Origin of the sequence: Variovorax sp. E3, from assembly GCF_016082275.1 — a bacterium.
Classification (GTDB): domain Bacteria; phylum Pseudomonadota; class Gammaproteobacteria; order Burkholderiales; family Burkholderiaceae_C; genus Variovorax.
In genome coordinates, this window is the sequence record NZ_MOWM01000191.1 from 1 (window position 1) to 12,823 (window position 12,823).

At 69.5% G+C, this 12,823-nt stretch carries 12 protein-coding genes and 1 pseudogene; 3 read left to right on the forward strand and 10 right to left on the reverse strand.

What is annotated here, in order from left to right; all coding sequences use genetic code 11:
- A pseudogene (locus tag BMG07_RS43495) lies at window positions 1-311 on the forward strand (hypothetical protein); the annotation flags it as partial.
- The gene (locus BMG07_RS43500; RefSeq protein ID WP_307867250.1) at window positions 305-589 is read left to right on the forward strand and encodes a YadA-like family protein; all 285 of its coding nucleotides are present in this window, start codon (window positions 305-307) and stop codon (window positions 587-589) included. The pseudogene BMG07_RS43495 and the gene BMG07_RS43500, both read left to right, overlap by 7 nt.
- Here BMG07_RS43500 and BMG07_RS36215 read toward each other — a convergent pair.
- Window positions 516-1,607, reverse strand: a complete 1,092-nt coding sequence (locus BMG07_RS36215; protein WP_269759749.1) for a hypothetical protein — start codon at window positions 1,605-1,607, stop codon at window positions 516-518. The two genes, BMG07_RS43500 and BMG07_RS36215, sit on opposite strands and share 74 nt — an antisense overlap.
- 177 nt (window positions 1,608-1,784) lie before the next feature.
- Between BMG07_RS36215 and putA the strand changes: the two genes are divergently transcribed.
- Window positions 1,785-5,516, forward strand: coding sequence for a trifunctional transcriptional regulator/proline dehydrogenase/L-glutamate gamma-semialdehyde dehydrogenase (gene putA / locus BMG07_RS36220; RefSeq protein ID WP_198088543.1), 3,732 nt, complete (start codon window positions 1,785-1,787; stop codon window positions 5,514-5,516).
- A 22-nt stretch (window positions 5,517-5,538) separates the two neighbouring features.
- Here the strand turns inward: putA and BMG07_RS36225 are convergent, their stop codons facing one another.
- From BMG07_RS36225 to BMG07_RS36260, 9 genes are all read right to left on the reverse strand, one after another.
- Entirely contained in the window at window positions 5,539-5,931 is a 393-nt protein-coding gene (locus BMG07_RS36225; RefSeq protein WP_198088544.1) for a carboxymuconolactone decarboxylase family protein, read from the reverse strand.
- A gap of 111 nt (window positions 5,932-6,042) precedes the next feature.
- Window positions 6,043-6,459 carry a YbaN family protein gene (locus BMG07_RS36230; protein ID WP_198088545.1) on the reverse strand — a complete coding sequence of 139 codons (417 nt, stop codon included), beginning with the start codon at window positions 6,457-6,459 and terminating at the stop codon, window positions 6,043-6,045.
- A 222-nt stretch (window positions 6,460-6,681) separates the two neighbouring features.
- Window positions 6,682-7,974 carry a CsgG/HfaB family protein gene (locus BMG07_RS36235; protein ID WP_269759750.1) on the reverse strand — a complete coding sequence of 431 codons (1,293 nt, stop codon included), beginning with the start codon at window positions 7,972-7,974 and terminating at the stop codon, window positions 6,682-6,684.
- A gap of 25 nt (window positions 7,975-7,999) precedes the next feature.
- On the reverse strand, window positions 8,000-8,335 hold the full coding sequence (locus BMG07_RS43505) for a hypothetical protein (protein WP_269759751.1): 336 nt from the start codon (window positions 8,333-8,335) through the stop codon (window positions 8,000-8,002).
- Window positions 8,336-8,421: 86 nt separating this feature from the next.
- Window positions 8,422-8,664 (reverse strand): hypothetical protein, encoded by a 243-nt coding sequence (locus tag BMG07_RS43510; protein WP_269759752.1) that lies wholly within the window; start codon window positions 8,662-8,664, stop codon window positions 8,422-8,424.
- A 47-nt stretch (window positions 8,665-8,711) separates the two neighbouring features.
- Window positions 8,712-9,827 carry a hypothetical protein gene (locus tag BMG07_RS36245; RefSeq protein WP_269759753.1) on the reverse strand — a complete coding sequence of 372 codons (1,116 nt, stop codon included), beginning with the start codon at window positions 9,825-9,827 and terminating at the stop codon, window positions 8,712-8,714.
- Window positions 9,828-9,838: 11 nt separating this feature from the next.
- Window positions 9,839-11,017 (reverse strand): hypothetical protein, encoded by a 1,179-nt coding sequence (locus tag BMG07_RS36250; RefSeq protein WP_198088547.1) that lies wholly within the window; start codon window positions 11,015-11,017, stop codon window positions 9,839-9,841.
- 280 nt (window positions 11,018-11,297) lie between these two features.
- A complete protein-coding gene (locus BMG07_RS36255; protein ID WP_198088548.1) occupies window positions 11,298-12,179 on the reverse strand; it encodes a LysR family transcriptional regulator in 882 nt (293 codons plus the stop codon).
- A gap of 3 nt (window positions 12,180-12,182) precedes the next feature.
- Window positions 12,183-12,823 (reverse strand): TolC family protein (locus BMG07_RS36260; protein WP_198088549.1); only part of this gene is annotated, 641 nt, incomplete at its 5' end.

Sequence of the window (12,823 nt, forward strand, 5' to 3'; positions counted from 1 at the left end):
GCTACGTGCCGCCGACCGCATCGCCGCACCTCGCGGCCGCCGTGCGCGCCACCACCAGCACGCAGGCGGCGGTGTCGGTCGGCGACGCGGCCAACGGCCAGTACCGGCAGATCACGGGCGTGGCCGCGGGCACGACCGACAGCGACGCGGCCAACGTCGCGCAGCTGAAGGCAATGGCCAGCACCACCCGCGCCGCAGCCTGCAGTACGACACGCGCCCCGACGGTTCGATCGACTACGGGCGGGTCACGCTCGGCAACGCGCAGGCGCCCCACGGCACGCGCATCGGCAACGTCGCGGCGGGCGTGCTGACGGGCGACGCGGTGAACGTCGGACAGCTGCAGCAGTTCGCGTACGCGGGCCGCAGCTTCGCGGCCCGGGGCGTGGCCGTGGCCATGGCGATTCCGAACGTGCCAGCGCTCGCGCCCGGCAAGGGATGGTTCGGGCTGGCGGCGGGCCACTACGCGGGCGAGTCGGCGATCGGCCTGGCCTTCGGCTACCAGCTGGACGAGAACTTCAACCTCGGCATCGGCGTGTCCACCGGCGGCGCGCACGTGGGCACGCGCGTGCAACTGGGTTACGGCTGGTAGGGGGCGGCTTCAGCGCGGCGTGCCGAGCAACGCGGCGCGCGCGGCCTCGGACGGAAAGACGCACGCCACGTCGTGCGCGCAGCCCGGCACCACGACGACTTCGCGGCGCTGGTCGGGCGCGAGCATCGTCCGGTCGTACTGCGCGTAGGCCAGGCCGCGCTGCATGCGGTACGGGCCCTGCGCCATGGCCGCGCACGACTTGTCGAGGATGCCGTAGTACGCGCCTTGGCGTCGCTGCTGTCGAGCGCGCCTTCGAGGTAGCTGATGTCGGCGCGGGCGAGTGCGCGCGCGCCTGCGCGGCATTGCGGCCCAGGTGCGCGGGCAGGTTGTCGGTGCCGTACTTCCAGCGGTTCACGGCGGGGCATTCGGCGCCCGTCACCGGCTGCGGGCGCCACGCATCGAAGTAGAGCCAGGTGCCGGGGTCGGCGACGACGTAGCGCACGGCCACCGGCGTCGCGCCCGCTTCATGCTTCGCGAAGCCGATGTAGTGCTGCACCATCTGCGCGCCGGCCGAGAAGCCCGCGATGGTGACGGTGCGCAAGCCGGGCCAGCGCCGCGTGAGTTCGGCCACCAGCGCGTCCATGGCCGCGAACGAAGTGACGCGGGCGCCGTTCTCCGCCGGGCCGCCTTCCAACCACGAGCCGCAGGTCCACAGCAGGTCGCCGGCCTCCGCCGCCGGCACGCCCGGCGCGCTGCACTTGCGGGCCTTGTCCGCCGCGACCTGGAACACCGGCGCGACCACCAGCGTGTCGTCGAGCGCGCCGGCATTGCGAACGGCCAGCAGCGCCGCGTTGAAGGTCTTGTCGGCATCGCGCGGATGGCCGTGCATGCCGATGAGCACCCGGGTCGGCGCCGCCGCGCCGGGTGCCAGCGACGCGTAGTAGTTGAGCGTGCCCCCGGCGCCGGGCGGCTGGAAGCTGCGGTAGCAGTCGGGCCCGGCCGACGCGGTGCAGCCCGGCGCATCGGCCGCCGCATGCGCAACGCCGACCACCGACCCGAGTGCGAGGCACGCGGCCACGAAGCATGACGCCCTGTTCATATGAATGCACTCCCCTGCGTTCCCGCTCGCGCGGTGGAAAACGGATTCTCGCGCCCGCCCCGCCATGGTTTTTTATTCTGAAATGAGGCGATTCTTCGAACACAAATTCAGCGCCCGGACGCGGATCATCCAACATATCACCAGCCCGAGCCTCCCATGAGCACCACCAGCGCCGACCCCCTCCCCTCTTCCTTCACGGCTTTTGTCGACGGCCTGGCCGCGCCCGCTTCGGCGCTGCGCGAGCGCATCACCGCCGCCTGGCGGCGCGCCGAGCCCGAGGCCTTGCCGCCCCTGCTCGACAAGGCCCGGCTGCCCGGCGACCTGGCCGACGAGGCCCACGAACTCGCGCACCGCATCGCGCAGCAACTGCGCTCGCGCAAGAACGCGAGCGGCCGCGCCGGCCTCGTGCAAGGCCTGCTGCAGGAATACGCGCTGTCGTCGCAGGAAGGCGTCGCGCTCATGTGCATGGCCGAAGCGCTGCTGCGCATTCCCGATGCCGAAACCCGCAACGCGCTGATCCGCGACAAGATCGCGCACGGCCAGTGGCAGACGCATGCGGGCCGCAGCCCGTCGGTGTTCGTCAATGCCGCCACCTGGGGCCTGCTGCTGACCGGCAAGCTCGTGGCCACGCACAGCGAGACCGGCCTGTCGACCGTGCTCACGCGGCTGATCGGCAAGGGCGGCGAGCCGCTGATCCGCAAGGGTGTGGACATGGCGATGCGCATGATGGGCGAGCAGTTCGTCACCGGCGAGACCATCCAGCAGGCGCTGGGCAATGCGCGCGAGCTGGAGGCACAGGGCTTTCGCTATTCGTACGACATGCTCGGCGAAGCGGCGCTCACCATGGAAGACGCGAAGCGCTACCGCATCGCATACGAAGAAGCGATTCACGCCATCGGCAAGGCCTCGAATGCGCGCGGCGTGTACGAAGGCCCGGGCATCTCGATCAAGCTGTCGGCACTGCACCCGCGCTACAGCCGCGCGCAGCACGCGCGCGTGATGGCCGAGCTGTACCCGGTGCTGCGCGAGCTCACGCTGCTGGCGCAGCAGTACGACATCGGCCTGAACATCGACGCGGAAGAAGCCGACCGGCTCGAGCTGTCGCTCGACCTGCTGGAGCGCCTGTGCTTCGAGCCTGCGCTCGCGGGCTGGAACGGCATCGGCTTCGTCATTCAGGCCTACCAGAAGCGCTGCCCCTTCGTGATCGACTACGTGGTCGACCTCGCGCGCCGCAGCCGCCACCGGTTGATGGTGCGGCTGGTCAAAGGCGCCTACTGGGACAGCGAAATCAAGCGCGCGCAAATCGACGGGCTCGGCGGCTACCCGGTCTACACGCGCAAGGCCTACACCGACGTGTCGTACCTCGCCTGCGCGCGCCAGTTGCTTGCCGCGCCCGACGCGGTGTACCCGCAGTTCGCCACGCACAACGCGCACACGCTGGCCGCCATCTACACGGCGGCCGATCCCTCGCGCTACCAGCCGGGGCAGTACGAGTTCCAGTGCCTGCACGGCATGGGCGAGCCGCTGTACGAGCAGGTGGTCGGCCCGCTGAACCGGCCGTGCCGCATCTACGCGCCCGTGGGCACGCACGAGACGCTGCTGGCCTACCTGGTGCGCCGGCTGCTGGAGAACGGCGCCAACACTTCGTTCGTGAACCGCATCGCCGACCCGACGATTTCTCTCGAGGCGCTGGTCGAAGACCCGGTGGCGACGGTGGAGCGCATGGCCGCGCAGGAAGGCGCCATGGGCCTGCCGCATCCGTCGATTCCGCTGCCGGTGGCGTTGTACGGCAAGCAGCGCGCCAACTCGCAGGGGCTCGACCTGGCGAACGACGACAGCCTGCGCACGCTCGGCCAGACGCTGCAAGCCACCGCACAGGACGCTTGGCTCGCCGCGCCCATGCTCGCGACCGACATCGATGCTCAACGCGAACAGGCCGACGTGCTGAACCCGGCCGATCACCGCGATGTCGTCGGGCAGGTGCAAGAAGCCACGGCGGCCGATGTCGCATCGGCCGTGTCGCAAGCCGAGGGCATCGCCACCGAATGGGCCGCGACGTCACCGGCCACGCGCGCCGCCATGCTCGAGCGCGCCGCCGACCGGCTCGAAGACCAGATGCCGCGCCTGCTCGGCCTGCTGGCGCGCGAGGCCGGAAAGAGCTTTGCCAACGCCATCGCCGAAGTGCGCGAGGCCGTCGACTTCCTGCGCTTCTATGCGGCGCAGGCCCGCAGCGATTTCTCGAACGACACGCACCGCGCGCTCGGCCCGATGGTCTGCATCAGCCCATGGAACTTTCCGCTCGCGATCTTCATGGGCCAGGTGGCCGCCGCGCTCGCGGCCGGCAACCCCGTGCTCGCCAAGCCGGCCGAGCAGACGCCGCTGGTCGCCGCCGAAGCCGTGCGCGTGCTGTGGCAGGCCGGCGTGTCGCGCGCCGCCGTGCAGTTGTTGCCGGGCCGGGGCGAGACCGTGGGCGCCAGCCTGGTGGCCGATGCGCGCGTGCAGGGCGTGATGTTCACCGGCTCGACCGAGGTCGCGCGCATCCTGCAGAAAACGCTGTCGCAGCGCCTGGGCGCCCACGGCGCGCCGGTGCCGCTGATTGCCGAGACGGGGGGGCAGAACGCGATGATCGTCGACTCGTCCGCGCTGGTGGAGCAGGTCGTCACCGACGTGATGGCTTCGGCCTTCGACAGCGCGGGCCAACGCTGCTCGGCGCTGCGCGTGCTGTGCGTGCAGGAAGAAGCGGCCGACCGGCTGATCGAGATGCTCAAGGGCGCGATGGCCGAGGCCTGCATCGGCAACCCCGCGCGGCTGGCCGTCGACGTGGGCCCGGTGATCGACGCCGAGGCGCGCGAGGGCATCGAACGCCACATCGCCACCATGCGCTCGCGTGGCCGCAAGGTCTTTCGCCAGGGGCGCGAGTACGCGCAGGACACGCGCCACGGTACCTTCGTGATGCCGACGCTGATCGAGCTCGACGGCATTGCCGAGCTGCAGCGCGAGGTGTTCGGGCCGGTGCTGCATGTCGTGCGCTTTCGCCGCCGCGACCTCGCCGCGCTGGTCGGCCAGATCAACGGCACGGGCTACGGCCTGACGCTGGGCGTGCACACGCGCATCGACGAGACCATTGCGCAGATCGTGGAGAACGCCCATGCGGGCAACGTGTACGTCAACCGCAACATCGTCGGCGCGGTGGTGGGCGTGCAGCCCTTCGGCGGCGAAGGGCTGTCGGGCACGGGGCCGAAGGCGGGCGGGCCGCTGTACATGGTGCGAATGCTGTCGAAGCGGCCCGACGACGCGATGGCGCGTGCGATGGGCGATGACGCCGTGCCGCCGTCGAATGCGGGCCTGTCGGCACTGGGCCGCTGGGCGCAAGAAGCGGAGCGCCACGCACTGGCCGCGCAGTGCGCGCGCTTTGCCTCGCTGTCGCGCGCCGGCGACTCGCGCACGCTGGCCGGGCCGACGGGCGAGCGCAACGTCTACACGCTGCAGCCGCGCGAAGCCGTGCTGTGCCTGGCCCGCACCGAGGCCGACCGGCTGGTGCAACTGGCGGCCGTGCTGTCGGTCGGCAGCAACGCCATCTGGCCGGCCGATGCTGGCGCGCAGGCCCTGCGTGCATCGCTGCCGGCAGACGTGCAGCAGCGCGTGGCAATTGCCAATGACTGGAGCGCGCAGACCGTGGCCTTCGACGCCGCGCTGCACCACGGCGACGCCGATGAACTGGCCGACGTGATGCGCCGCCTCTCGGCACGGCCGGGGCCCATCGTCGGCGTGCGGGCCTTCGCGCCGGGCGATGCCGGCATTCCGCTCGAAAGCCTCGTGGTGGAGCGCGCGCTCAGCATCAACACCGCTGCAGCGGGCGGCAACGCGAGCCTGATGACGATCGGCTGATCGCCGTCAGGGCCGAAGGCCGCTACTTGTCGAACGCCGGATCGATCGGCACGCGGTAGCCGTTGACCAGCCGGTTGGTTTCGTTGGCCATGCCGACCACGGCCATCAGCTCGCCGAACATTTCCGGCGTCATGCCGGCCTTGGCCGCGCCCGCGTGGTGGCTCGCGATGCAATAGCCGCAGCTGTTGGTGACGCTCACCGCGAGGTAGACCATTTCCTTGACCACCGGGTCGAGCGCGCCGGGCGCCATCACTTCCTTGAGGCTGCCCCAGGTGCGCTTGAGCGAGGCGGGGTCGTTGGCCAGGTACTTCCAGAAGTTGTTGACGTCGGGCACGTTGCGCGAGGTCTTGATGTCGTCGAACACGGCCTTGACTTCGTCGGAGGCGGCGGCGTACTCGATGGGTTGGGGCTTCATTCTTCAAAATCTCCTGCGGGGCACTGCGGCTGGGGGTGAAGGCCGCATTGTGAAGCGGCCGCTCAGGCCGTGCCGAGCACCGCGATGCCAAAGCGTCGAACCCCCACGGACTCAGGCATCGGGCTCCGGCCGCCGCCACAGCCACGCGAGCACCGCCGCCATCGAGCCGATGCCGATGCCCGCGAGCCAGGCCTTGTGCGCGGTCAGCGCAATCACGACGGCGCAAAACGCCATCGCGGCGGTGGCGCTCCACTTGGCGCGCCGGCTCACGGTGCGGCCGTTTTCCCAGTTGCGCAGGATGGGGCCGAACAGCCGGTGGTTCAGCAGCCAGCCATGCAGCCGCGGCGAGCTGCGCGCGGCCGCCCATGCGGCCATCAGCACGAACACGGTGGTCGGCATGCCCGGCACGATCACGCCGATGACGGCCAGCACGAGGCACAGCGCGGCAAACGCCAGCAGCAGCCAGCGCGCGAGCAGCGGCAGCGGCCTCGGTACGGCGGGCGGGTTGTGTTCTTCGGCGGGCGTCACGGCCCGATTGTCTTTCTTCTTCGCGGCCCGCCGCCGAGGCTCAACTCATCTCACCACTTGTCGTCGTCTTTGCCAGCGGCGGCGGCAGGCCGCTCGCGCGCGGGTGCGGCCGCGCGCGGCTGCACGGCCTTCGCGGCCGGTGCCGGCGCGGCGGCGGTTGGGGGCGCGTCGCCGGCGGCGGACGGCGCTTGGCCGCGTCCGCCTTCGCCACGGCCGTGCCCTTCAACTGCTCGCGCAGCTGCAGCCCGCCCAGCGGCAACTGATCGAGGTTCGAACGCACGTTTTCAAGGCGCCCGTACGACAGGTTCGGCGTGACGCGCTCGACCACCAGCTCGCAGCAGGCCGACTCGACACGGCCCAGGCTCTGCCCCGTCTGCGGGTCTTCATCTCGGCGCCCATGGCGGCCATCGCGTAGCGCGCGCCTTCCTTGAGCGCCTGGCCGCCCTGGCTCAACACGACGTTGGTGCCGTCGCGCGCCACCACCGTGACCGGGAACGTGCGCCGCAGCACCGAGGCCACGACCTGGTTCACCATGTCCGTGCTCATGTCCTCCAGCACCTTGCGTCCGTCGACGCCCTGGCTCAGCGTGGTCGCGCCCACCGAGGGCGCCTCGCCGCGCATCGAGTCCGAGGCCATCACCTGGCGAGTCGCGACGTTGACCAGCTTTTCGGACAGCGCCCAGCCGCCCGAGTAGCTCACGAGCTCGCGGTCGCTGGTCTTGAGCTGGCGGGCGTGGCGGTTGTAGGCAAGGCTGCTGACCCGCGCGCTCCACACGATGTCGGCGCTGGCGGCCTGCGACAGCTTGGCCAGTTCGGCGCTCGGCGCCTGGCCCGACGAGATCATGTCGAGCTCCTGCTCGATCTCGGGGCTGAACTCGCGGTCGAGCACGGCGAAACGGCCGGTCTGCACCAGCGCATCGCTCACGCGCTGGCGCAGCGTGGCGGCAATTTCCGCGGACGGCACCGAGCGGTCGCCCATCGGCAGGCTGGCGCTGTCGAAGCGGATCGGGCCGACCACGACCTTGATCTTCTGCAGGTCGGCGGACGGCGTGAACTTGGCGATCCGCGCCTCGATGGTGGCCTTGTAGCGGTTGCCCACCTTCTCGGAAGGCTCCTGCAGCTCGACCATCTTGAAGTTCTGGATCACGCCGCCGGAACGCTGGCTCACCACGTCCGCGAAAGCGGTGGCGCGCAGGGACACGGCGTCGTAGCCCAGGCTCACGTCCAGACCGTACTTGGCCGACACCGTCGACGACTGCACGGCGGCGCCGTTGACCTGCAGGATGGCGAGCTTCATCGCCTCCGCCACGGCCTCGCCGGCGGTGGCGCCGAAGCCTTGCGCGGTGGTCTGCTCGCTGCCGAGCTTGCCCACGTCGGGGACCGGCGGCGAGACGTTGGCCGGGGCCGGGGCGGGGGCCGCCGCCGCCGGGGCCTTCTCGGCCGGGGCGTCCTGCTTGCCGCACGCGACCAGCAGGGCCGCCGCCGCGACGGCGGTCACGCAAAGAATGTGGCGCATGAAAGTGTTCCGCTCGTGCGTTCGATCAGAGCGCCGCGAGGGCTTGCGTGGCGTCCGCGGGCACCGGAATGTCGTGGCTCTGCGCGAACGAGATGGCGTTCTTCAGCGCGGTCGACACGCTGGTCATCGAGCTGGGGAAGTTCGACACCACGTACACCGCCGACTGCAGCTTCGGCAGCATCAGGGGCGAGGCGCTCGACAGGCTGGAGCCCATGACCTTCACGTTCTTGCCCACGCCCACGTACTTGTGCACGCCGGTCGCCAGGTGGCCCAGGCCGGTGGCGAACAGCGCCTTCGACTGCGCGTCGAGCACGGGCTGCTTGGCCAGCTCGGCGGCCACGGCGTCGGTCGATGCGGACACGGCCTTGTTCGAGGCTTCGAGGTTGTCCTTGGTGGCGCCTTCGGTCAGCGCGTCGGAGGTGGCCTTCGACGTGGCGGCGGCGTCCTTCAGGCCCAGGCTTCGGCCATCTTCGAGTTGGCGGTGAGCACGTCCTTGTTGGCGGCGACGTAGCTGCGCACCAGCACGTCCTGCTGGCCGCCGAGATCGCCCGCGGGCGCGGCGCTGCCGCCACCACCGACGACGTTCGACACGCCGGGAAGCGACTTGAGCGAGAACTGGGCGCTGGCCGTGCCGGTCAGTGCAACGGCGAAGAAGCCCGCGGCGGCGAGGGACTGGATGAGCTTGGTCATGACGGATGCTTTCGTTTTTTGTGTGTTGGATGGAAACCGGGGTGGCGTTACTGCACGCGCTGCGCCGTCACCTGGCTGGTGAGCTCGCGCGCGGCGTTGCCGGCGGCCAGCTTCAGGGCGTTGCCGCGGGCCTCGTCTTCCGAAGGGCCGACGCCGGCGTACTGGACCGGACCGACCGACGCCTTGGTGTCGGGAATGGTCTGCGTCACGTCGAAGATCTTGGCGTTGACGGTCACCGACACGCGCACCAGGCCGGTGGCCGGGTCCTGGTCGGCCGCGCCCACGTCGAGCGTGCCCAGCGCCACGTAGGGCACGTGGGCCGCGCGCATGCCCGAGGCAATGGCTTGCAGCGTGGTCGACTTCAGGTCGTTGCCGGTCTGGTAGTCGGCTTCAACGTTGGCCACCTTGAACTGGCCGTTGGTGAGCGGCTCGATGAAGGCGGCGTCCTTCACGCTGAAGCCGGCACGCGTGAACGTGCTGCTGAAGACCTGGTTCAGGTTGGCGCTGGGAATGAGCCGGTAGGTCGCCTCGCTCGAACGCTTGACGGTGCTGCCGCCCGTTTCGAGGGTGCGGGTGCGGTTCACCGACACGTCGGCGCGCGACGCGGTCGATGCATTGGTCTTGATCTGGCCGCCGCGCAGCGACTCGCCCTCGGCGCCGGTCTGCGAGGTCGAGCCCGCGGCACCGACCTTGACGGACTCGTCCACGCGCTTGAACACGCGGTCGTCGAACGACTTCACCGACGCGACCTGGCGCGACACGAAGACGAAGGCCAGCGGCGACTTCTCGCCCGCGCCGGCCTTGGCCACGGCCGAGTTCGACTTCATGAGGTTGCGCAGGTTGGCCACGTTCAGCGCAATGCGAACGGCCGTGGTGAACTGCTTCTTGTCGGGGTTGTCTTCTTCGCCCAGCACCGTCGACTCGAGGATGTAGCGGTCGGGGTTGGACAGGATCTTGTCGCGCACCGTGTCGAAGTTCTCCGACTCCGACTCGCCGGCCTCGGCGTAGTAGAACTCCACCGCCTTGAGCTGCGCGGCCTGCAGCGCGCGCGCCTTGTCGTCGGCGTTGGCCGAACGGCCTTGATAGGTCACGGAGGCTTTGCCGCGAGCCTGCTGCACCTGGGCCACCGCCGAGAAGGCGAAGGCCGCGAGGAGCACGAGCATGAAGGAGCGTATTACTTGCATAGGTCCAGCAGTTGTTTGGTTTTGAGGATTTGCGATTCGATGTCGGATGCGGCCGAAGCCGACTTCACCCACGTGTTGCCCTTGCCGGCGATGGCGTCCGAGAGCTTGTGGAACATGCCGTTGAGCGCGTCGTAGTACGCGGGGAAATCGTCCACGTAGGTCTGCGTGGCGGGCACGACCTTGACCTCGCCGTTCTTGAAGGCCGCGTTCATGTACACGGTGCCCATGAGCGGCTGCTCGATCTTCACGTTGGCGTAGGCGCCATAGACGAAGCTGGTGCCCGCGGCGGCCTCGCCGAACTTGACCTTCTTGAAGCCCGTGAAGTCGACCGTGATCTCGTAGTCGGGCGTGGGCAGCGTCAGTGTGTACACGGTGCCGTCGGACACGCGCAGCGGCATCACCTTGCCGACGGCGTAACCCTGGATGTACGGCACCAGCGGCACGCCCACGCGGGTGGAAACGGCTTCGCCGACGAGGTCGGCCGCCCAGGTTTCCGCCACGCCCGGCGCGCCCTTCAGGTAGGCCGGCAGCATGTCGACCAGCTCCGGCGCCAGGTTCACCTTGGTCACCTTCACGAAGCGCGGCACCTGCGCCGGCACGGTGGCCTTGGCCAGCACGCCGGCATAGCGCGCGAAGATACCGGGCTTGCCCGGCGTTCCCTCGTACACGTTCTTCACGCGCGCCAGGATCTCGTCCTCGGTCGGGTCGCGGTCGAACACGTCGATGTACGCAAAGCTCAGCGGATAGGAGCGCACGACCGTCATCGACTTGAAGTCGAAGAACAGCGCCTGCCCGCGGATCAGCACGAACAGCTTGCGCAGGCTGCCGAAGGTCTCGACCGACACCGTCTCGGAGCCGATGACGAGCGAGCTCACCAGCGCCTGGTCGCGGCCCTTGAGTTCGTCGATCTGGCCGCTCGACACCTGCAGGTTCTGCGGCGGCATCTGCGCGACGGCGGCGCGGACCATGGCGTAGGCGTTCTGCCCCGACTTGGCGATGGCGCTCTCGTAGCGGCGCGAATATGGAAAGCGCTGGTCGAGCGACGCGGCGTCACCGGCGAATGCCAGGCCCGCCAGCGTGACTTGCGCCGGTTCGGCGGCGCGGACGACGGGCACAAAAGCGGCCAGGGCGAAGAGCCCCGCCAGCACGAAACGGAAAAATCCCAGCACGCATGCCTCCCTCAGTGAAACCCGAGCCCCTCCCGTTTCGGCGGTGTGCGCCGAACTCCCGAGGGGGCTTCTGGAATTGCTTCTTTGCTTCGCGTCAACAGGCCGAAAGAACGACCCGATCTATATCGAAAGACAAATTGACAATTGTTTCCAAGAGTGTATGGGTTTTTCCGATTGAAAGCTGGAAGCTCAGCTCGTCTTGACCTAAGCAAATAGGGTGGCTATCGGGTCGAGCCATCGCGCCTTGTAATGCCGAAGTTCGCGCGACTTGCTTTTCCGGTCAAACATGGTCCGCCGTCAGGAAGTTGAGAAAGGCCCGAAGCGCGGCGCTCTTGTGGCTGCGGTGCGGATAGGTCGCATACAGCCAGATCGCTTGCGGCATCGCGTCCTGCAAGACCGGCACGAGCGCGCCCGACCCCAGATGCGCGCGGGCCAGCACCTCGGGAACGCAGGTCACGCCCAACCCCTTGACCGCCAGCGCGATCAAGGGCGCGGCGTCGTCCGCGTCCAGGCGGCTGCGCACGGGCACGTAATGTGTTTGCCCACCGACGACAAAGGGCAGCCGGGGCGATGCGTCCCACAGGGAGTACGTCAGCACCTCGTGCCTGGCGAGCTCTTCCGGTTTCGAGGGCATGCCCCGGCGCGCCCAGTACTGCGGAGACGCGCACAGCACGAGCGGCACCGGCCGCAGCTTGCGCACGACGACGTCCCGCTCCTCGATCGGGCCGATGCGCAGCGCGACGTCGATGGCGCCCATCACCAGGTCGTCCTCGCGATTGCTCAGATGGATGCTCACATGCACATCCGGATGCTGGGCGATGAAGTCCTCGATGTTCCAGCCGAGCAGGCTCAGCGACAGGCCGTGCGGCGCCGCCACCTTCAGCCGCCCTCGCGGGTGGGCCGCGAAGTCGGACAGCTCGGTGCTCACGTCCTGGATCAGGCTGAAGAGCGGAACCAGCCGCTGCGCCAGCGTTTGCCCGGCGTCGGTCGGCGTCACGGAACGCGTCGACCGGTTCAGCAGCCGGACCCCCACGTCTTTTTCCAGTTGCGCCACGCTCTTGGTGACGCCGGCCTTGGAAATTCCCAATGCCACAGCGGCACGCGTGAAGCTCTTGCGGGCGATGACTTCCCTGAAGACCTTGAGCTGCTGCAGGTCGTCCATCGGCTATGGCGCGGTTTGCGCGACGGCCTCGCCGGTTTCCCAGCCGCCGCCCAGCGCCATGAACACGGCGAACTGGTCGTCGACGAGCTCGGCCTGCGATGCCGCCAGTCCGGCTTCGCTCGCCGCCAGCGTGCGCATGGCGTCCAGCGCGTCGAGTTGCGCGGTCTTGCCGTTGACGTAGAGCGTCTGCGCCTGCCGGGCCACGGTCGCGCTCTGGTCGCGCGCGGCGGCCAGGGCGGCGTGGCGGTCGAGTTCGCGGGCATAGGCGTCGAGTGCCGTCTCGATCTCCAGCAACGCCCGCAACACAGTGCCGTCGAAGCGCGCGGCAGCCATTCGCGTGCCGGACTCGGCCTGCGCGATGCGCGCCTGGGCCGCGCCGGTGTTGGGCAGCGTCCAGCTGACCAGCGGACCCAAGCTGTAGCTGAAGGACTCGCGATTGCCGAACCTGTTCAAAAAACCCGACGAGCCGGCGGAAAGGCCCAGCACCACCTTCGGGTAGAGGTCGGCCGTCGCCACGCCGATGCGGGCACTGGCGGCCGCCAAGCTGCGTTCGGCCTGGCGCACGTCGGGCCGGCGACGCAGCAGTGCGGCCCCGTCGCCCACGGGCAGCAGGCCGGCCACGCGCGGCGGCTCGTCGCACCCGG